We start from the raw sequence: 19709 nt of genomic DNA on the forward strand, positions 1-19709 counted from the left end.
TTTTTCTCCCTTCAGATTGGTTTGTTTGTCCATCATTGGTTTTGTTGCTCCAACTTTTGCAGTTCTATGCGAAAAAGCTGGAGCATGCATCTTGATTTATTTACACTCCTAGAATGGAAGGCTCCCCCAATAATTCTGAAACGGCTTGTATCACTTTTTCTGATGTAGGAAGGTAAATATCTTCTAGCGGTGGAGAAAAAGGGACAGGTGTATGTGGTGCCGTAATCCTCTTGATTGGCGCATCGAGCGTGTCAAATCCCTTATCCGCCACCAGTGCGGCAATATCCGTTGCGACGCTGCATCTTGGGTTCGCTTCATCGATCACGATCAAACGATTTGTTTTTGCCACAGAGGAGAGAATCGATTCTTCATCCAGTGGTGACAAGCTCCGCGGGTCGACAATTTCAACTTCAATGCCTTTAGCTGTGAGTTTTTCAGCAGCCTCCATCGCGGTGTGAACTTGTTTACCGATGGCAACGATCGTCAAATCCGAGCCTTTCCTTTTAATTTCAGCTTTGCCGATTGGGATTGTATAGTAGCCTTCCGGAACCTCCCCTACCATGTTGTATAGCGTTTTATCTTCAAAAAAGATGACAGGGTCATTATCTTCAATGGCTGAAAGTAAGAGCCCTTTTGCGTCATAGGGGGATGAGGGAACGACGACCTTCAATCCAGGGATGCTAGTGAACAAGGCATAGAGGCTTTGTGAATGCTGAGCTGCAGCCCTAAACCCTGCACCATGCATCGTACGGATCGTCACGGGAACCTGTGCTTTTCCGCCAAACATATAGCGAAACTTCGCACCTTGATTCAATACTTCATCCAAACAGCTGCCAATGAAATCGTTGAACATTAACTCGGCAATCGGTCGTAAGCCTGTCGAAGCGGCGGCCATTGCCGCTCCCATATATCCTGCTTCCGCAATGGGTGTATCAAGAATTCTATCCCGGCCAAACTCTTGAACCAATCCTTTTGTGACACCTAAAACGCCACCCCATGCTTCGTCATCCTGCAAATGATCGACCTCTGCACCGCCGGCTACATCTTCTCCCATAAGGATGACATTTTCATCTTTTCTCATTGCCATGGCCATTGCTTCATTTATTGCTTGTGACATACTGATTTTTCTACTCATCTCAATTCCTCCTTTTATAGTTTAATAGGATACATAAACATCGTTTAATAAATCGGATGCCTCTGGATACGGGCTATCTTCACTGAACTTGACTGCTTGTTTAATAGATTCCTCAACGGCATTCTCAAGAGAAATCAGTTCTTTTTCCGCCAGCAGATTCTGATTCAGCAAGTAATTCCTAAATAGGGCAATCGCATCTTTCTCTTGTTTATGCTCCTTTTTGTCTTGTTCTTTTTTATACTTCTGTGCATCTCCCTCGAAGTGGCCATAATTACGATAAGTAACGCATTCGATCAATGATGGGCCTTCTCCCCTGCGAGCCCTCTGAACGGCTTCTTCAGCAGCCTTATACACAGCCAATACATCTTTCCCATCCACCCGGACACCCGGGATATTGTAGCTTATCGCCCGATCGGCTATCGTTTTACAGCTTGAAGCATAGTTGAAAGGCGTGGCTTCCCCATACCCATTATTTTCAGCGATGAATATAACGGGCAGCTTCCAGATTGCCGCCAGATTTATCCCTTCATGGAATGTTCCATGATTGTTGGCACCATCACCAAAAAAACAAACACTAACATGATCGGTCTTTTTATATTTGGCAGTTAATGCTGCCCCGCATGCGAGCGGAAAACCACCACCGACTATCCCGTTCGCACCTAACATCCCTTTATCCAAATCGGCAATATGCATGGAACCGCCTTTCCCTTTGCAAAGCCCTGTCACTTTCCCATAGATTTCAGCCATCATCCCGTTAAGATCGCATTCTTTGGCAATACAATGGCCATGCCCCCTGTGAGTGCTTGTAATGCTGTCCTTTTCGGATAGGTGAGCACATACTCCGACAGCTACCGCTTCTTCCCCTGCATACAAATGGACAAACCCTGGTAATATCCCCTTTGCAAAAGATTCATGAACCTGGTCTTCGAATTTTCTGATTTCCAGCATTTTTTTGTACATCCAATAAGCCTTGTCCTGTGATAACTTTATTTCATTCGATTGAACCGTTTCCATTTTTCAGCCCCCAATCATTAATAATGAGTCAATTTTATATATTGCAAATGCCGTGCCAAAATGGGAGGTCGGTAAAATTAGGATTTTATCTATTTTCAGTCGAAACAAAACGAGACAAAATGAGATTATTGTCTCGTTTTGTCTCGTTTTTTTAAACTATACTATCCCAATTCATTTATCATTGAAGTGAAAAGATGGTTTGAATATGGAAGCAGCCTGCTTAACCATTTATTTAGGTTTCAGTACTTACTAACATGAATTTTGTTAAATAGTTAGAGGGGAAGGACCTAGCTAGTAAACTATCAAGCTTATCGTAATCTTTTTAAGGCACCGCTCCATGCAATCGTTTGATCTAACATTGCATTGACATTACCAAGGTGTAAATCAGCGGGTTTAAACGTCTTGAAGTTTTCAAAGTCTGTAAATAGCGATAATGTTGGATTTACCCGAACGTCCGCAACCAGTAATTCCCCTAAGATGCCACGCAAATGTTCGGCTGCACGGGCTCCGCCAGTTGAACCATAGCTCACGATGCCCGCAGCTTTGTTGTTCCATTCATCACGTGCGGAATCAAGTGCGTTTTTTAATGCCCCTGTAATACTGTGATTGTATTCTTGTACGATAAACACAAAACCATCCAAGCTAGAAAGTTTTTCTGACCAAGCTAATAATCCCCGTTCTTTACCAGTGCCTTCTCCAACAAATGGCAAGTTAAAGTCTGCGATATCGACGATTTCATAATTTGCATCTTCTCGTTTATCAGCTATTTCTTTAACCCAATTTCCTACTTGTGGACTTACGCGTCCTATACGTGTGCTTCCTAAGATAATTCCAATCTTTAATTTTTCCAATGTTTTCTCCTCCTCGTAAAAACTGACTGGCAAATTAATTGTTTAAGAATAAAAACTTCATAATTTGATGGATTTACATATTTTCAATCTCTTCCACTAACGTGTAGTACCCACCTTCTGTATCTTCAATGAGATGGTTTATTTTGTTAAGATGTTCTCTAAATTCACTTTTTTCTAACCAATTTTCATGAAAATCAATACTCTCAAAGGTCGTTACCATAATTGCCTTATTATTATCTACAGAACGATGCCAACGGCTACTGATCCAACCAGGAACAACTTGTGATCCCTTCTTAAAATTGAGTAGTTCTTCAGCTTGGATAGCAACCAATTCATCTAGTTTGCCTGGTTTAGCTGTAAATACATTAATCCATACTATTGTATTACTTGATTTCATATTCATAATCTCCTGTCATTTAACATATTTTTTTCAATTCATTAATAATCGGCATTTCCTTTTATCATCAAAGTATGTCAGTGCTGACTGTCATTATTTTAAATGAAAAACTAGGGAGTTAAAGCCCTAGTAAATGTTTGAACACTCCCCATTATAAATGCCTCCAGGGACACGGTTGGATAGTTTTCATCAACATCCAGATTGTTCATAAAGGCACCAAAATTCATCATCATGAACGACAACGCCTGAAGCTCTGGGTCTGTGTGAATAAGCTTTCCTTTCTCATACATCGTGTTAAAATAGTTTGTCAAAATTTCCAGTAACTGTCGAGGTTGCTTTTGTGTTTTTTCTCGAAACCCAGGTAAATTGCCTTCCTCCTTGATACTTATCATAATCATTTTCCGGTTACGATTCATGATTTCATGATATGTTCGACTGATCAGTTGTAAGTCTGAATGTAAATCCCACACGATTTGCTCTTCATTAAAAAGTCTTGTCATCTCTTCGGCATAATGATATCGATCAAATGCTGTTTCTAGAAGATTTAGCTTGCTTCCAAACCTACGAAACAGTGTTTTTTCACTCAAACCTGCGGCACCAGCAATTTCCTGAGTAGTAACACCATTGTACCCCTTCTCTGCGATTAGATCGATTGCCGCCAACAGCAGCTTATCATCGGTACTTAGCTTATTACTGCTGCTCATGCTCTCACTTCCTCTGAATGGACTGTCAGTACTTACTGACTATATATTTTATTCTATTCAGCTGTTTTAAAATTGTCAAGGAAATATTTCCAGCAATACATATTATTTTTAAGATGGTAGGCAATCCAAATGATAGAACCTTATTGGGGAATTAACACCAAGCCCATTCAGGAAAACTAATAATAGACGGAGCATTTTGCTCCGCCTGATTGCTAGAATATTTTTTTCTCATTCAACTCGAGAGCTAATTCTTTAAAGAACTGTAGCGATTCTGGATTTCCCATGGAGTCTGCATTCACTACTTTATCAAACTCGAAACCTAATAACACTTTACGTATCGGGACTTCCATTTTCTTTCCGTTCAACGTTTTAGGAATTTGTTCAACGACATGGATTTGGTCAGGGATAAAGCGAGGGGACACATGCCCTCTGATTTGTTCCTTGATTTTTGCCGTCACTGCTGTATCCAGGCTATTACCGGGCTTAAGGACAACGAACAGCAGCAGTGAGGAACCGCGGCCAAGCACTTCCCTATCAATGACAAGGCTTTCCATCACCTCATCGATCGCTTCGACGACCCGGTAGATATCACTAGTTCCCATCCGTACACCAGAACGGTTGATGGTCGAGTCGGAACGACCATAAATGATACAGCTGCCCTTTTCGTCAATCTTTATCCAATCACCATGTTTCCATATGCCAGGATACGTATCGAAATAACTCTCGTAGTATCTTGTCCCGTCATGATCATTCCAGAAGTATAGCGGCATGGATGGCATCGGTTTGGTAATGACCAATTCACCGACTTCATTAATCAATGTTTGACCATGCTCATCAAAGGCTTCCGCACAAACACCCAATGCCCTTCCTTGTATCTCTCCGATTCTTACGGGCAATGTTGGAACGCCACCTACAAATCCGGCACAAACATCGGTTCCTCCACTGGATGAACTGAGCCAGATATCCTTCTTGACATTCTCATACACCCATTTATAACCGTCGCCAGACAATGGAGCCCCAGTTGAAAAAAGAGCCTTCAATTTCAATAAATCATATTTTCCCATTGGCTTGTTTCCTAACTTCATGGAATTCGTAAGGAATGGTGCACTTGTTCCAAAGAAAGTCATGCCTGTATCTTCAGCCAATTCCCAAAGGGCATCCATATTCGGAAAAGAAGGACTGCCGTCATAAAGAACGATGGTCCCTTCATTAAGTAAACCGCCCATAAGGAGATTCCACATCATCCAGCCTGTGGTCGTAAACCAGAATACAGTATCCTCGGAAGTCATGCCTTGATGGATTCTTGTTGATTTTAAATGCTCCAATAATATACCGCCATGCCCTTGTACAATTGGTTTTGGCATTCCAGTTGTGCCTGATGAATAGAGAATCCAAAGCGGATGATCGAACGGAACATTTTCAAAAGATAATTCTGCCTTTTCTTTTAAAAGGTCATCCCAAGGAATCGTATCTGCCAAATTCACTTCCAAAATCTTTTTTTCTATGTAAGGAACCAGCACGGTATGCTTTACAGTGACCAATTCCTGTTTAAGCTGGGAGACGACTGATGTTATATCATATACATTTCCATTGTACTGATATCCATCAACCGTCAGTAATACAACCGGTTCAATCTGTTTGAAACGATCTATGACGCTTCTTGCCCCAAAGTCAGGTGAACAACTGGACCAGATGGCACCTATGCTTGCTGTTGCCAAGAAAGCTATGACAGCTTCAGGTATGTTTGGCATATAAGCAACAACACGGTCACCGGATTTCACACCAAGTTCCCTTAATGAATGGGCGACAGAAGCTACTTTTTCTTTCAGCTCTTTCCAGCTGACTTCCTGCTGCCTGATATGTTCGGAACGAAAAAAAATTGCCGTTTTCTCTTCTTGCTCATTCCATAATGCATTTTCAGCATAATTAAGCCTTGCCCCCTCGAACCATTTGGCACCTGGCATTGATTGCTCCGCTAGAACCCTGTCATATTTCCTGGCTGCTTTTACATCACAATAATCCCAAATTGAAGCCCAAAATTCCTCCAGTTCATCTACCGACCATTTCCATAATTCATGATAATCATGAAATGTTAAACCTTTCTTTTCTTTTAACCATTTCACATATTGAGTCAATACCGTTTGCTCGATTTGTTCCTTTGTCGGTTCCCAAATGATTTGTCCATCTGTAAGCGATTTCATACAATCATCTCCCTTAGGTATCAAATGCGTCATTGAATCATTTCATAATATTGGTAGTTTACTTAAATTGTAATCTATGAGTGTAAAACCGTCAATTTACTAAACTAAATAGGCTCGTATTTATGTATGGGCAGGTTAATAGAGAAACATGTCCCTTTCCCTTGTACACTTGACACATGTACCGTTCCTTCCATGCTTTTGATAACGCTATATGAAACCATCATGCCTAATCCCGTCCCTTTATTTTTTGTCGTGAAGTAAGGCTCACCTAAACGGTATATCTGTTCCTGTGTCATTCCAATTCCCTGATCTTGGATCTTAATTTGGATGGTGGAGGCAGCACGAATTAAATCTATGTATATTTCGCCAGCATGGTCCATCGATTCTATCCCATTCTTTAAGATATTGAACAAGCACTGCTGGAATTTTTTCCTTTCCCCCATGATATAATAAGCTCCATCTTCGAATAAAGATAATTTCAATTCTGTTCCATTATTGCTAGCCAAGGGTTTTATGCTGTTCACGACATGCTGAATTTCTTCGGATACCCTTAATCGCTCCGTGTTTTCAGGGCTTATGGCAGCAAACGTCAAATAATCATTAATGACATCCGTGGCCCGGTCCAATTCCTTCAGTGCAATATTTGCATATTTGACCTTTGTATGGGAAGACACGTCTTCGCTTATCATTTGAATATATCCCCTGGTAACTGTAAGGGGATTTCTGACTTCATGAGATATGCTTGCAGCCAGATGACTAACGATCTGCAATTTTTCCGCTTTCACTAATTTTTCGAGAACCTGAAAATTAGTGAGGATGACCTCCCATAGTAAGATTACAACAACGATTCCAATGACTTGGATCGTGAAGTATTGTTTCCATATGCTTATGCCGATAGTAAGTTCAAATACGACTGTTGAAATAAACTGCGTAAGAATATGGACAATGAATATTAATGATATACCAATAAGGATTTTTTTACTGACAGACATTTTTAGATAGTACTTAGATATAAAAAATAGGGAAATTCCCATTAGTGGAAAAGTGATGCATGATATATAAAATCCATTATCTCCCCCTGATAAATAGCGGATAACAAGAGTGATGACTATCAATATGATTCCTAACCGGTAGCCTCCATATAAACCGCCTAATAGAAAAGGGATCCATCTAAGATCCCAAACAAAATCCTCTTCTATAACAACGGGAAATAACATGCATAGAACAAGTGAAAGAATAGGGAAAATCGATAGGAAGGATCCTTTTAATGCATCTAAACGGTATACGTACTTCACTAGATAGCTCATTTGCAATAAAAAGATCGGAAAAAGGATAATTAAAAAGTTAATCAGTAAATCTTTTGTCATAAGATTCATTTTTACACCGAACTTTCGATATTTTTCGAAGATTTAGACAGGTATATCAATCATAACAAGATAGAGAATGATAAGCTAGTGAAATTAACATGAGGTATAAAAAGTTTCCTCTTCCGCCATCCAGGAAAGAATTTGAGGTAATGTTATAAAAAAAATACCCGTTCATAAAAGTGTACTTTTACGAGCGGGTATTTTCCCCCCATATTGGTAAAACTGTTGAATTTTCTAAGAGTTAGGCTAGTTGGAATTCTTGTAATTCCTAGTTTATTTAACTTTCTAATAAATATTTCTAATTCCTTCCGATCTTTGTTATCCACTTTTAAAAGATAATCATACTCACCTGTTAAACAATGAAACTCCAATACTTCTGACATACCCTTTCCAATACTTCCATTTTTTCTAAGAGAACAATTTTCAATTAGTATTAATGGGGAGAAGTAAACCCTATTGATGGAAATATGTACGGATTGGTAAAAATGATCAGTCCATTGAATATCGCAATTTTTTTCTTCCAGAAAAGCGCCATGTACAGAAACCCTTTTAGATATAGAAGTAAGATGTTACAGTTCATTCACTCTCATGGTTCTTGAATGTTTTCCCATCATGATAATAAAGTTCAGAGCCTAGATGAACATTGTCATTTTGTACCAATTGACGAATAAGTTCTTTACTTTTTGTTTTATTCATTTCTTTATACCAGGTTCCTTGTGGATATAGAACAGCGATCGGCCCATGCTTGCATTGGCCGTTGCATAATGTTTTTGTTGTGTGAATCTCCTTTTGTAGTTCTAAGTTTTTCAATTCTCCTCTAATGGTCTCTGTTACTTCTTCTGCTCCATTTTTCGTGCATGTTTTCCCGTTGCAAATTAATAGATGTTTGCTAACTCCATCTAAGTTCATATAAATTCCCCTTTTTCCTTTTTATTTGACCTCTATAACAAATGGATAGCTATTGACTTTACCATCAAATTTAAATTCTCCCCACACTTTGTAGATGCCAGGTTTATCAAATTTTGTTTCAAATAGAGTCTTTTCTTCTGATGTAGGGTGCACGAACAAATTTCTCACCCTTAACATCCAAAATAATAACATGGCCTAAAGCCCCCAGATAGGGAACTGGAGTAACCCCTTTCGTATGACTAACCGGTTATTAGGTTTTACATCAACAAACGCTTTATAAGAGTATTCAGGCAGGTTGAATTTCAGAGTATAAACGCCATTTCCTTTTTCCACAGGATATTAGGAAATAATTAACGACCAGGGTTATGATAAACCCTACCCTGGTAAAGTATATGTTATTCTAAAAGAAATCGTGCTTCAATTCGCACGTTCTTTATTAAATGTTATTGTACATGTCTGGATTAAATTCCACTTTAACGGTTCCTGAATCCAAGTTTACTTTCACAGAGTTAACTCCGGGTAATTTCTCTACACTACCTTCAATCGCTTTAATGCAATACCCGCAAGACATAAAAAAGCCAAGCGCCGATTCAGAGACTTTCTATTACTAAGAGTTATTTTAGTTGCGTGGGTTGGTGGTTATAGGACTTTCTCGATATAATAACCTATTTGTAGATTAATGAAAAAAAGCCAGTCCTTTGAAAAAGAACTGGCCTTACTGTCTTAAAAGTTAAAAGTCACCCTATCAATTATATGATTTTGCACCTAAATATCTTTCTGACCAATAGCTATTATTCATCGAAGTAATACTTACACCTTTTGAGGAGGAACTATGAATGAATTGGTTCCCTCCAATATAAATGCCCGCATGAGAGGCGCCAGGTTTATAGGTTTCAAAAAAAACAAGATCCCCAACTTTTGGAGAAGAAACCTTATTCCCCTTCTTATATATTTCCGCAACAGTTCTAGGCAAATTCACATCGGTACTTTTTTCGAAAACATATTTTAAAAATCCGCTGCAATCAAAACCTTTTGGTGTACTCCCTCCCCATACATAGGATACACCCAAATATTTTTTAGCATTTTTTACCAGATTAGTAGATGAATAACCGTTTGACTTTTGAGCAGTGTTTTTCTTAATCCCCAAAGCCTTATATGTATTTGGACCTACAATACCGTCAGCTTTCAAGCCCTTACTTTTTTGAAATTTCACTACCGAACTTTTAGTGATTGTCCCAAAATATGTAGTAGTGTTTTTACTAGTGAAGTACCCTTTATTCTTTAAAACCCCTTGTAATTGTTTTACTTCGTTATGAGTCATTCCACTTTTTAACGTACGATCTCCTAATGCAGCATTACTAACCAAAGGATTTGATAGTAACAATCCAGTCACTACAACTGAAGCTATAATTTTTTTCATTTTCTATTTTCCCCCGATAAAATCTCTTTTTTCTAATTTTATCATCCTTAAGTGACACACACATTTTCCTTAATTTACATTATCATTACAAAATTATGCAGGATTTGTGCAGAAGTGACAAAATATCTATAATACTCCAAACATCTTTCGGAAATTGATATGTCTATAGTAGATCTTAAATTAATTACAGAACTTTATTTGTGGGTATCTTATGAAAATTAATCCATAAAATAAGCAATTTGGATATCTCCAACAAATATACTGGACATTATATTTAAAATTATCCTATGGATAAAATAAAACCAATATCTGCATAATTTCGACTTTAATCCAAAAAAAATTGAAGTCGTTACTCAAAAATGGTTCTATAAGTGACAGAGAGTTGGAATATGGTTTAGGGGCACAAAAAAAGAAAAATGAAGAAAAACTCTGTAGAGACTCATCTCCACAGAGCTTAGTTCAAATCAAGTTAGCTTTCAACTGATATTTAAGAGGCAGGGACCTTCCATTTGATTAGGTGTAAATAGTATTTTTCCTGACTCTTTTTATTTTGCTTTTGTAGCCATTTAACTCATTCAGATGTTTGTTCTTAAGTTTGTGAATACCTAAGTTTTTCCAACCTTAACTTTATAAATGTTTTGTTCTAATTTTCGCCACACTCTAGAAGTCGTACATGTGTATGAAAAAAAGACAACACCTAATAGGTACTAGCCCCCTCCTAAAAACTGCACTTGAAACGAAAACACAAAATAATGTTAGAAAAAAGAATATAAAAAACACTGAAAACGACGAAGTCATTCCAGTGTCATATTCGAATACGAATTTAATAAAGAGCGGATTTTGCTAGCATCGTTATAGTCGCATCATCCATCGGAGGATTATGGAGACCTGCGCGTACATCTCTATAGTAGCGTTGCAGGGGATTGTTTCGTTGTAAACTTTTGGCTCCGACGACTCTCATCGCTTTATCGACGATGGAAATCGATTTGTTGACGACCGATAACTTAACAGCACCCAATTGCTTCGATAATTCATCATGATCTTCAGGCTGCCGCACCCATTTTTCTGCGACAGAGTAGAGGAAATGGTGTGCTTCGCCCAATTCCAGTTCCATCTCCCCAATTGTACGTTGAACATTCGGAAGGTCCCTGATTGGTCCGGGTAAGCTATTGGGAGAATAGGTTTTCGCAAATTCGACTGCGTAATTTCTGGCAGCCACTGCAATGCCCAAGTAGCAAGCCGGTATATGTAATAGCCACGCTTCAGGTTTTCTTTTTTCACCAGGATTACTTTTCATGACATAATACTTTTCAGGCAAGCTGACATCAGTTAACACCAAATCATGACTTCCTGTCCCCTGCATGGAGATCATATCCCAAGTTTCTTCTATAGTTACACCCGTTACATCACGATGAACTAAAAAAGTGCCTAAACACTCATCTTCGGGTACCCATGCCGTTACAAGAAAAATATCAAGGATGGGTGAGAGAGTAGTAAAAGTCTTTCTTCCATTCAAATTCCATTGTTTACCCTTTTTGATAGCGATCGTTTCCGGTCTGCCTCCGCGCGTCGGGCTTCCCGTTCCAGCCTCAGATGCTGCCGTATTGATTAGAGCTCCTTTCGACACTTCTTCAAACAACTCATTCATGACTTCTTTTTCCCACGGTCTCTTCTCCGTTAAGGAGAGGACGGTTCCGACATGCCAGCCTATTCCTAAGGCTGTTGGGCCGCAATATTGGGCTATTTTTTCTTGGCATAGGAGAAAATCATATAAGGAACCGCCATATCCTCCATCCTCTTTTGCTAACGTTAATTGGGGATAGCCGAATTCCTTTAACTCCTGAAAGTTTTCATAAGGAAATCCCTTTGACTCATCAAGAGCCTCAGATCGGCCGGAAAAGGACTGAATCGCTTCCTCTAATTTTTGGATATATTCTTTTTGCTTCTGTGATTGAAAAAACGACATGAAGATCACCCCTCCTGTAGTAAACAAAAAACCTGAACCATCCAGCAGCAGAAACAGAGCTGCTTACTCCACTTTATCATATCACCTTAGTGTAGTTTATGGTTCGAATCTGCCCATTAAGAATCGATGTCTTCATTTTTATATTCTTTGTTCGCGTTCTTGTAAGCTTCCTTCGCCTGATCAATATTTTTGTTTTCGAGAAAGTAAGCTATCGCTGCTTGCCCGATTCCATATGTGACTGCGCCCGCTACCGCACCCGAAACGACTAGGCCGGCTCCTGGGATGAAACGGACTGCAGCCCTGACACCTTCCCTGACAAGAAGACCGATTCCGACATTGATCCCTAATGCTGCAATGAATTCACTTGCCGTTTTTGTATTGATTTCTTTATCCGCGATAAAACCAATCACCACAATCATCAAACCTTGAATGCCGGTCAAAATGGGAAAATCAGCAAAAGGTATTGGCTCTGCACCGATTAAACCTGCGATTGCCGTAAACGTTCCCACTATCGTCCGCGCGAATTTCTTCTTTACGAATTGGCTCTGCATCGCTTTGGCTGTCTTCAGCTTCGCTTCACTGGGTAAGGCCTCAATTAAGTAATCAGAAAGTAAATCTATGTTCCAACGCATATCATATTCAATATTTCCGCTTTCATCAAAATCAATATACGAACAAGTAGGAATGATGTTCAAAAGTGGTATTTCACTCTCTTTAAATCGTTTTGACATCAAAGCGATGGCTTCATCTATATTCTGTTTTTTCTTAGGATTGGCATCAAAAGGTGCTTGTTTATAATGTGGCGGATCTAATTCATCCACTTGGGTGACCACACAGATGACGGGTACATCATAATGGTGATTTTCTTTAACGATTTTGCGCAGCTTATTCAATTCTTTTAAATCTTCTTCTATCCGTGAATCCGTTTCTTTTGCTTTAATCAAGAAAAGAAACACATCAGGCTGTTCTTCTGTTACCGCTTTTATCAATTCATCCAATGGTGTTTCTGCTTCGAACTCTTCTGTAGGAGCTTCACTCTCACCCAGCCCGCGGGAGTCCAGCAAACGAATTTTGGGCTCGGCATCACTCGGGTACCATAGCCATTTTCCCTTACCCGTCCCGGACTTAACGGAACTGACATATTGGAGCTCCTGACCAAACATCGCATTGATCAGTGATGATTTTCCGGAACCACGCCTGCCGACAAGAGCAATTCGCGGTTCCCTTGCATCAACAGTCATTGTTTTAAGCTTTAAGAGCTGGTCGAGCATTTTGTTCTTTTTCGATTGTGAAATGGGCAGCTTATCTACCTGGCCTTTAATGAAACTGAATATGCTTCCCATTTCATCGTGTTTTTCCACCATCACTCATTCCCCCTTGTTAAGAAGTGTTTTAAGTAACATTTACCCTTGAACGATTCAATTTAAGCATGTAACTTCATTCTCCTTGCAAAATTAAAGGGCTCCATTTCTTTTATTCATTTAACTCTTTTCTTTTAAGAACATAATGACACTGGCCATGTATTTTTGGATTTCCTGGACTTGATAGGCGGCAGAATCCGCAATCTGTTTGTAATGATGCTGGCCTTCGTCGGTGATTCGTAAATAGCGTTTAGTTCGTTTTTCACTTTCCCACCTGCCGACAAGAAGGCCGTTCTCTTCCATTTCATGAGATAAATCGTATAAATAACCGTTAGAAGCGATCCAACCGAACTGATTCTTAAGCAGATCGCCAATTTCCCCCATGTAAATGGGCTTCTTAGTGAAAGCGGCTTTTAAGGTTACATAACGGACAAGGTCCTTCACCGATATTATTTTCGAGAAATACGACCTGTATTCTTCAGGAAGCTCATTAACAACCGGTGGGTTTTCACCAGATCCCCTTAAATCGAACATGAAGCGGTCAATGACCTTTTTCACTTCGGAAAACCGTTCCAGGAAATTTTCTTGGTACCATATGTAAAGCTCTTTGCCTTTTTCCGTTATTTGATAATAATTTCTTCCCTTATTCGTATATAAGGATAAATGATTGGATTCGACTAGCGTATTGGATATTTTACATAAATAGTCATAGCTATGCACTTTGCCAGTGAACGTATTTTTCAGGTCCTGATGAATAGCCCTTGGATAATTAGCTTTTACCCTCAAAGAGTGAAGTAAGAAAATCGTTAAAAATTCCCGCTGGCTCAAACCAACCGTTTCAACCGTTGCAGACAGTTTCTCCCCTTTCTTCACTGTCAAAACCCCCTTTATATACTGTATATATAACACATCATTAAATTTTTCTTCCTTCCCCTTATTATCCTGTGCTGCCACATAATAGTAAAGTTTTTAATGCTTAACCGCCTAGTACTAATTTTTCGGATTCGATCTATTGTGGGACGGAATGTATTTTGAATATTCTGTCGAGGTTTATTATGAAATAGTTTAAAACCAAAAGAAGAAACGGCCCATGATAAGGCCGTTTCTTCTTTTGGTTTACTGTTCAGTTAAAATGATCGGTTCACCTTTTGTAATGACTAGGGTATGTTCATATTGCGCGGAAAGCTTCCCATCTGCCGTTCTCGCCGTCCAGCCGTCTTGGTCCATTTTCATATGCCATGTTCCTTCATTCAGCATTGGTTCGATCGTGATGACCATACCTTCTTTTAGACGGGCACCTTTACCTGGCTTACCATAATGTAGGACGGTTGGGTCCTCGTGCATGGTTTTACCGATTCCGTGACCTGTAAAATCGCGGACAACAGAAAACTTTTCACCTTCTGCATATGACTGGATTGCATGCCCGATGTCCCCTAGACGATTTCCTGCACGTGCAACTTCGATGCCCCTGTATAAAGCATTCTTGGTTACATCCATTAAACGCTGAACTTCATCGGAAACCTCACCGACCGCATATGTCCAAGCGGAATCCGCCAACCCGCCGTTAAGGTTCACCACCATATCAATCGTAACGATGTCTCCCTCTTTTAGGGCTTTTTTTTGCGGAAAGCCGTGACAAATTACATCATTCACTGACGCACACGTTGCATATTTGTAGCCGTTATAGCCCTTTTGTTCAGGTGTAGCACCATGCTCTGCCAAGTATTTATCGACAAATTCTTCGATTTCCCAAGTCGTGATGCCCGGTTTTATCATTTTTGCAATTTCTCTATGCGTCGCAGCAAGAAGTTTGCCCGCTTCATGCATCAAATTTATTTCTCGTTCACTTTTAATGGTTATCATTTAAAATCCTCTTTCGTTTTATAACTTTTCTGATTGAAACTCCTTGTTTATCATATGCCTTTTTTTATATAAAAAGCAACCAAAAACCCGGTAAAAATCACCGGGTTAATTAATTCATGTCCTTTTTTGCACCTGTAATTCCGTGAAAAATAAAAAATCGAAGCCAGCGTTTACGTTTTTTACACAACTGAATATTCCAGGTGAGAATTACCTGGAAATTTATAATCACGATTGGGCTTAATTGTCTCAAAAATTTTATATAGGCCCATGTGTATTAATCGGGTACAGATTTCCATCTAACGCAAATGAAACTCTTCCTGTTTCTTCTGATACTACCAATATCAGGGCATCACTTCGTTCAGATAAACCTAATGCAGATCGGTGGCGTGTTCCAAGTTTTTTTCCCCCTGTTGATCTGTCTGAAAGCGGAAGGACATTTGCTGCGGAAACAATCTGATTTTTATTAACCAAAACGGCACCATCATGCAGTGGATTTCCAGGGAAAAAAATTGATTCCAGTAAAGAATGGGTTAACTCCGCTCCTATGGAAATACCGGGTTGAATCAATGAATCAATTGGGTCTCCCCGTTGAATCACAATCAAGCCGCCATGTCTCAAATTCGACAAATTTTGTACGCAAGTTGATAACTCGGGATATTTGTCCGTAAACGGTGACAAATAACAGTTCAAATAAAATGTAGCTGCTTTCATATCGATGTATATAAATTTATCCTTTATTTTCTCGAAATTTCCAAGAAGACAATAATTTTCATCCCCCATTGCTTCTAAGTTATCCTGTAATGCTGATATTACTTGTCGTAAATCCTCTTTTAACATTTGTTTCATTGGTGAAAAATCACAATTGCCATTATTCACAGTCATGCACCTCCCCTTTATTATTTCACTCTCTTTTTTTCAATAAATCTTAATTGGCCTATAAAAGACCAATCTTATTTTTCCTAGCTCTATTTTATGCCTCGTTAAATTTATAATTATGAATGTACTTAAAGTTTGTCTTCACGATAATTAATTATTCACTTTACTATCAATTTCAGTAATGACTTTACATTTTTTTATGTCATATGGACAAGGTAAAAGAATAGATATGTTAATGACCTGTTGAAAGATATTCTATATAAGAGGTGGTATTAGATGCCTTATGTAACCGTATTTGACCAAGGAACTTTTGAAGTTGAAATGGGAAAAAAATTAGTTTTAGCATTGGAAGATAACGGTATAAATATTCTCCACCGATGCGGCGGGAAGGCTAAATGTACAACTTGCCGAGTTGAAATATTGGCAGGTGATTTTTTGGAGGTCACACATAAAGAAAAAAAGATCTTTGAGGAAAAAGGAATGGAAGATCATTTACGTTTATCTTGTCAAATTTACGTGAATGGAGACATAACCGTTCGGCCGATCAAGACGGTAGAAAACTCTGGAATTCCTGCTGGGCCAAGGCCTGCAGACTGAATAGTTTCATAAATATCGCAGTTTAATCAAAAAACATCAAAACAATTGTTTTGATGTTTTTTTAATCCTTAGTCAAAAGAATTACTTCTTTTCCATGACCGCAAAGTAATTATCTTCATTATCAGCAAAATTGAAGACTCTTCCAGATGGCATATTTACAAGCTCTCCCACTTTGATATTCTTCTCTGAAAAGTCTTTATATAATTCATCAAGATTATCCGAGTAAAACATTAACGAAGGTGTATTAAGATTTAATTCAGGCTGCATTTTTGCAATGAATTCCTTATTATGCAGGATGATACTCGTTTCTGCTTCCTTTGTTGGGGCTATTTCAATCCATCTTAGCCCTTGGCCATTATCTTCTTCAGAAATTACGCTAAAACCGAACTTTTCCGTCCAAAATTTCAACGACTCGTCTTGATTATTTACATATAACATAATTTGCCCGACTTTATTAATCATTTGCTTCTCTCCCTTTCTGCTGGTTCCGTTATTAATTGAATCATTATGTATAAGCATCATGTTGGTTGGAAATATATAACTGATTAAATCGTATTATAAATGCAAGATTTAATCAATATTTACCAAAATTGAATTTTCAGGGAGGTTTCTGAACCTGCACGATTGCTTAAGAAAAGCAGTTATCTCTTACGAATTTTGCTTAATTGTTTCTTCTACGTATTCCAAGAAATCTGTATATGTCGAATTCCCTTCCAGATATTGCGCTACCACAGTTAATGGAACTATAACTCTATCTCTCTTTTTAGAGTAAAGGACCGTTTCTGTTTTAATGCCCCTATGCCGCCCATCAAGTGCAGAAGAAAAATGATATACAGAATCATATTCATACCATTTAAAATCTTGATTTATATTCCTTTTTATAATTTCTCCAATATAGGCACCTATTTTTATCACAAAATTATCAAAATGATTCTTTAAAAGTTCACCACCCATTTGAGTAGTACATAATCTTTTCGTATAAGCATCTATATAGCGAATGCTTTCAATAGTGAAATCTAAATTTCTCTTTGTTAGGTTCTCTTGATCCCAAGTATCTTTTGATACATCCTATACATTAATTTCGCAATGCTTTTTAAATCATTTTTTATTAATTTTGTTCTATTTAAGGAACCGAACATATGGCACTTCCCCTTTATTGATTATCTAAGTGTTAATTATAAGTCTACACCGGCAGATAAAAAAAGCTATGCAATCTTTATATACAGTAATTTGCAGGACTTTTCGATTTTTCACAGAACTTCTATACAGAGTATTTCTCAAGGGAGAGTGAAATGGTGGTTCTATCGAAAGAGGGTTTGTTAAATATATTGGAAGGAAACAGGAGCTTGACGTTGCGGGTGGTTGAAGCTTTCCCTGAAGAGGAATTGTTTCATTATACACCGGCCAGGAAGCTTCGCCCTTTCGCAGAGATGGTTAAAGAAATCATGAACATTGAAACTGCATATATGCGTGGAATTGCACTGGGTGTTTGGGAGTTTCCAGATTCGTTTGCCGGAATTTCCACCAAAGAAGAACTTGTATCAGCATGCGAAGCAGTAAGGGATGATACAAGGAAGCTGTGGGAGGAAATGACCGAGGAAACGCTTGGAGTGGTTGAAAAGGATCCTTTTTTCGGTCCTTCACAAAGCCACTTTGATAGACTTCAATATGCCTTGGAAAATGAGATCCACCATAGGGGACAGGGTTATATCTATCTTAGAACACTCGGAATTGAACCACCGGAATTTTTCGTAAGGTAATCATGCATTATGTAATAAATTTGGAGCAAAGAATAACAAAAAAAAATTAGGAGTGAAATAAATGTCAGTTAATGCATATCTTAATTTTAATGGGAATTGTCGACAAGCTGTAGAGTTCTACGCAGAGGTTTTTGGAACGGAACAACCAAGTATCATGACCTTTGGGGAAACACCGCCTAATCCGGAATTTACTCTTCCAGAAGAAGCGAAAGATTTAGTCATGCATACAAGGCTAAATATAAATGGAAGCAATATCATGTTTTCAGATACTTTTCCTGGAATGCCTTTTGTTGAAGGAAACAATATAAGCCTGGCATATGTCAGTAATGATTTGGATGAAATTAAATCGATTTTTAACAAATTAAGTGAAGGCGGCACGGTTGGTGTAGAGCTCCAAGAAACATTCTGGAGTAAAATTTACGGTCAGTTAACCGATAAATTCGGAATCAAATGGCAATTTAACTTCGAGAACTGAGAAACAAAATTTGGATATAGGGCTTTTCACTGGTGAAAAGCTTCTATATCCTTTTGTGTTTCCATCACCGTGAGGCAAGGATATTGTAACTAGCATAGGATTAAGAGGATTAGTTAAATGACGGGTTAGAATACACAAAAATGCACACTAACCCTTACATAATTTTCTTGGGTCATGATAAATGGTATATAGTAATAGGGTACCTTCAAGGTATTTAATCTTATCGAATAAATTCACATTTCCATGATAATAGCAGCGTTTATTTTTCCTGGCTAAACATGAGAACAATAAAGGAGAAAAAATCATGAAAAATAAAATTCAAAAAATTACAACCAACTTGTGGTTTGATACACAAGCTGAAGAGGCTGCAAAGTTATACACTTCCATATTCGAAAATTCTAAGATCGGAAGAATCACTCGCTATGGTAATGCAGGAAATCAAATCCACGGGAAGCCAGAGGGATCAGTGATGACCGTGGAGTTTGAACTGGACGGACAAGCATTCGTAGCATTAAATGGCGGTCCGCAATTCAAATTCACCGAGGCAATATCATTTATCATCAATTGCGAGGATCAAGAAGATGTGGATTATTATTGGGGAAAACTCTCCGAAGGCGGAGATGAAAAGGCACAAGTGTGCGGTTGGCTAAAAGATCGATTTGGTGTGTCGTGGCAAATTGTCCCTGAAAATCTAACCGAAATGGTAAACGACTCCGCCCCTGAAAAATCGGAAAGAGTAATGAAAGCGCTGCTCCAAATGAAGAAAATTGACATTAAAACTTTAAAGCAGGCGTATATAGGATAGGTTCCTAA

21 protein-coding genes and 1 pseudogene are annotated in these 19709 nt (G+C 38.6%); 4 read left to right on the plus strand and 18 right to left on the minus strand.

Annotation, left to right across the window (positions count from 1 at the left end; all coding sequences use genetic code 11):
• Positions 1-100 precede the first annotated feature (100 nt).
• The 16 genes and pseudogenes from V3595_RS05805 to cdaS form a co-directional block, all read right to left on the minus strand.
• Positions 101-1135 (minus strand): alpha-ketoacid dehydrogenase subunit beta, encoded by a 1035-nt coding sequence (locus tag V3595_RS05805; protein WP_485905903.1) that lies wholly within the window; start codon positions 1133-1135, stop codon positions 101-103.
• 21 nt (positions 1136-1156) lie between these two features.
• Complete coding sequence (locus V3595_RS05810) at positions 1157-2149, minus strand: thiamine pyrophosphate-dependent dehydrogenase E1 component subunit alpha (protein ID WP_241591712.1); 993 nt, start codon at positions 2147-2149, stop codon at positions 1157-1159.
• A 308-nt stretch (positions 2150-2457) separates the two neighbouring features.
• Positions 2458-3000, minus strand: a complete 543-nt coding sequence (locus V3595_RS05815) for an NADPH-dependent FMN reductase (protein ID WP_485905904.1) — start codon at positions 2998-3000, stop codon at positions 2458-2460.
• Between the two features lie 73 nt (positions 3001-3073).
• On the minus strand, positions 3074-3397 hold the full coding sequence (locus V3595_RS05820) for a putative quinol monooxygenase (RefSeq protein WP_402902157.1): 324 nt from the start codon (positions 3395-3397) through the stop codon (positions 3074-3076).
• A gap of 110 nt (positions 3398-3507) precedes the next feature.
• Complete coding sequence (locus V3595_RS05825) at positions 3508-4101, minus strand: TetR/AcrR family transcriptional regulator (RefSeq protein ID WP_485905905.1); 594 nt, start codon at positions 4099-4101, stop codon at positions 3508-3510.
• Between the two features lie 212 nt (positions 4102-4313).
• Positions 4314-6335: an acetoacetate--CoA ligase gene (locus V3595_RS05830; RefSeq protein ID WP_485905906.1), complete on the minus strand. Its 2022-nt coding sequence runs from the start codon at positions 6333-6335 to the stop codon at positions 4314-4316.
• A 71-nt stretch (positions 6336-6406) separates the two neighbouring features.
• On the minus strand, positions 6407-7669 hold the full coding sequence (locus V3595_RS05835; RefSeq protein WP_485905907.1) for an ATP-binding protein: 1263 nt from the start codon (positions 7667-7669) through the stop codon (positions 6407-6409).
• Between the two features lie 152 nt (positions 7670-7821).
• Positions 7822-8058: pseudogene (locus V3595_RS05840) on the minus strand (Lrp/AsnC ligand binding domain-containing protein); the annotation flags it as partial.
• A gap of 187 nt (positions 8059-8245) precedes the next feature.
• Entirely contained in the window at positions 8246-8578 is a 333-nt protein-coding gene (locus V3595_RS05845; protein ID WP_485905908.1) for a (2Fe-2S) ferredoxin domain-containing protein, read from the minus strand.
• A gap of 436 nt (positions 8579-9014) precedes the next feature.
• Entirely contained in the window at positions 9015-9149 is a 135-nt protein-coding gene (locus V3595_RS05850; protein WP_485905909.1) for a heavy-metal-associated domain-containing protein, read from the minus strand.
• A 174-nt stretch (positions 9150-9323) separates the two neighbouring features.
• Positions 9324-9998 (minus strand): C40 family peptidase, encoded by a 675-nt coding sequence (locus V3595_RS05855; protein WP_485905910.1) that lies wholly within the window; start codon positions 9996-9998, stop codon positions 9324-9326.
• Between the two features lie 823 nt (positions 9999-10821).
• The gene (locus V3595_RS05860; RefSeq protein WP_485905911.1) at positions 10822-11964 is read right to left on the minus strand and encodes an acyl-CoA dehydrogenase family protein; all 1143 of its coding nucleotides are present in this window, start codon (positions 11962-11964) and stop codon (positions 10822-10824) included.
• A 116-nt stretch (positions 11965-12080) separates the two neighbouring features.
• Positions 12081-13328, minus strand: a complete 1248-nt coding sequence (locus V3595_RS05865; RefSeq protein WP_485905912.1) for a GTPase family protein — start codon at positions 13326-13328, stop codon at positions 12081-12083.
• Positions 13329-13445: 117 nt separating this feature from the next.
• Complete coding sequence (locus V3595_RS05870; RefSeq protein WP_137016782.1) at positions 13446-14198, minus strand: PadR family transcriptional regulator; 753 nt, start codon at positions 14196-14198, stop codon at positions 13446-13448.
• Positions 14199-14441: 243 nt separating this feature from the next.
• A complete protein-coding gene (gene map, locus V3595_RS05875; protein ID WP_485905913.1) occupies positions 14442-15188 on the minus strand; it encodes a type I methionyl aminopeptidase in 747 nt (248 codons plus the stop codon).
• A 255-nt stretch (positions 15189-15443) separates the two neighbouring features.
• On the minus strand, positions 15444-16064 hold the full coding sequence (cdaS, locus tag V3595_RS05880; RefSeq protein WP_170973965.1) for a sporulation-specific diadenylate cyclase CdaS: 621 nt from the start codon (positions 16062-16064) through the stop codon (positions 15444-15446).
• Positions 16065-16340: 276 nt separating this feature from the next.
• Between cdaS and V3595_RS05885 the strand changes: the two genes are divergently transcribed.
• A complete protein-coding gene (locus V3595_RS05885) occupies positions 16341-16661 on the plus strand; it encodes a 2Fe-2S iron-sulfur cluster-binding protein (protein WP_101222115.1) in 321 nt (106 codons plus the stop codon).
• An 81-nt stretch (positions 16662-16742) separates the two neighbouring features.
• Here the strand turns inward: V3595_RS05885 and V3595_RS05890 are convergent, their stop codons facing one another.
• Both V3595_RS05890 and V3595_RS05895 read right to left on the minus strand, forming a co-directional pair.
• Positions 16743-17123: a VOC family protein gene (locus V3595_RS05890; RefSeq protein WP_309518964.1), complete on the minus strand. Its 381-nt coding sequence runs from the start codon at positions 17121-17123 to the stop codon at positions 16743-16745.
• A 186-nt stretch (positions 17124-17309) separates the two neighbouring features.
• Positions 17310-17615: a hypothetical protein gene (locus V3595_RS05895; RefSeq protein ID WP_485905914.1), complete on the minus strand. Its 306-nt coding sequence runs from the start codon at positions 17613-17615 to the stop codon at positions 17310-17312.
• Positions 17616-17953: 338 nt separating this feature from the next.
• Between V3595_RS05895 and V3595_RS05900 the strand changes: the two genes are divergently transcribed.
• The 3 genes from V3595_RS05900 (at position 17954) to V3595_RS05910 (ending at position 19701) form a co-directional block, all read left to right on the plus strand.
• The gene (locus V3595_RS05900; protein ID WP_137023554.1) at positions 17954-18421 is read left to right on the plus strand and encodes a DinB family protein; all 468 of its coding nucleotides are present in this window, start codon (positions 17954-17956) and stop codon (positions 18419-18421) included.
• Positions 18422-18482: 61 nt separating this feature from the next.
• Positions 18483-18896 carry a VOC family protein gene (locus V3595_RS05905; RefSeq protein WP_485905915.1) on the plus strand — a complete coding sequence of 138 codons (414 nt, stop codon included), beginning with the start codon at positions 18483-18485 and terminating at the stop codon, positions 18894-18896.
• Between the two features lie 304 nt (positions 18897-19200).
• Positions 19201-19701: a VOC family protein gene (locus tag V3595_RS05910; protein WP_485905916.1), complete on the plus strand. Its 501-nt coding sequence runs from the start codon at positions 19201-19203 to the stop codon at positions 19699-19701.
• Positions 19702-19709: the final 8 nt, after the last annotated feature.

This window comes from Bacillus sp. CFBP9009, assembly GCF_036541465.1.
In the GTDB taxonomy this organism is placed as follows: domain Bacteria; phylum Bacillota; class Bacilli; order Bacillales; family DSM-1321; genus Peribacillus.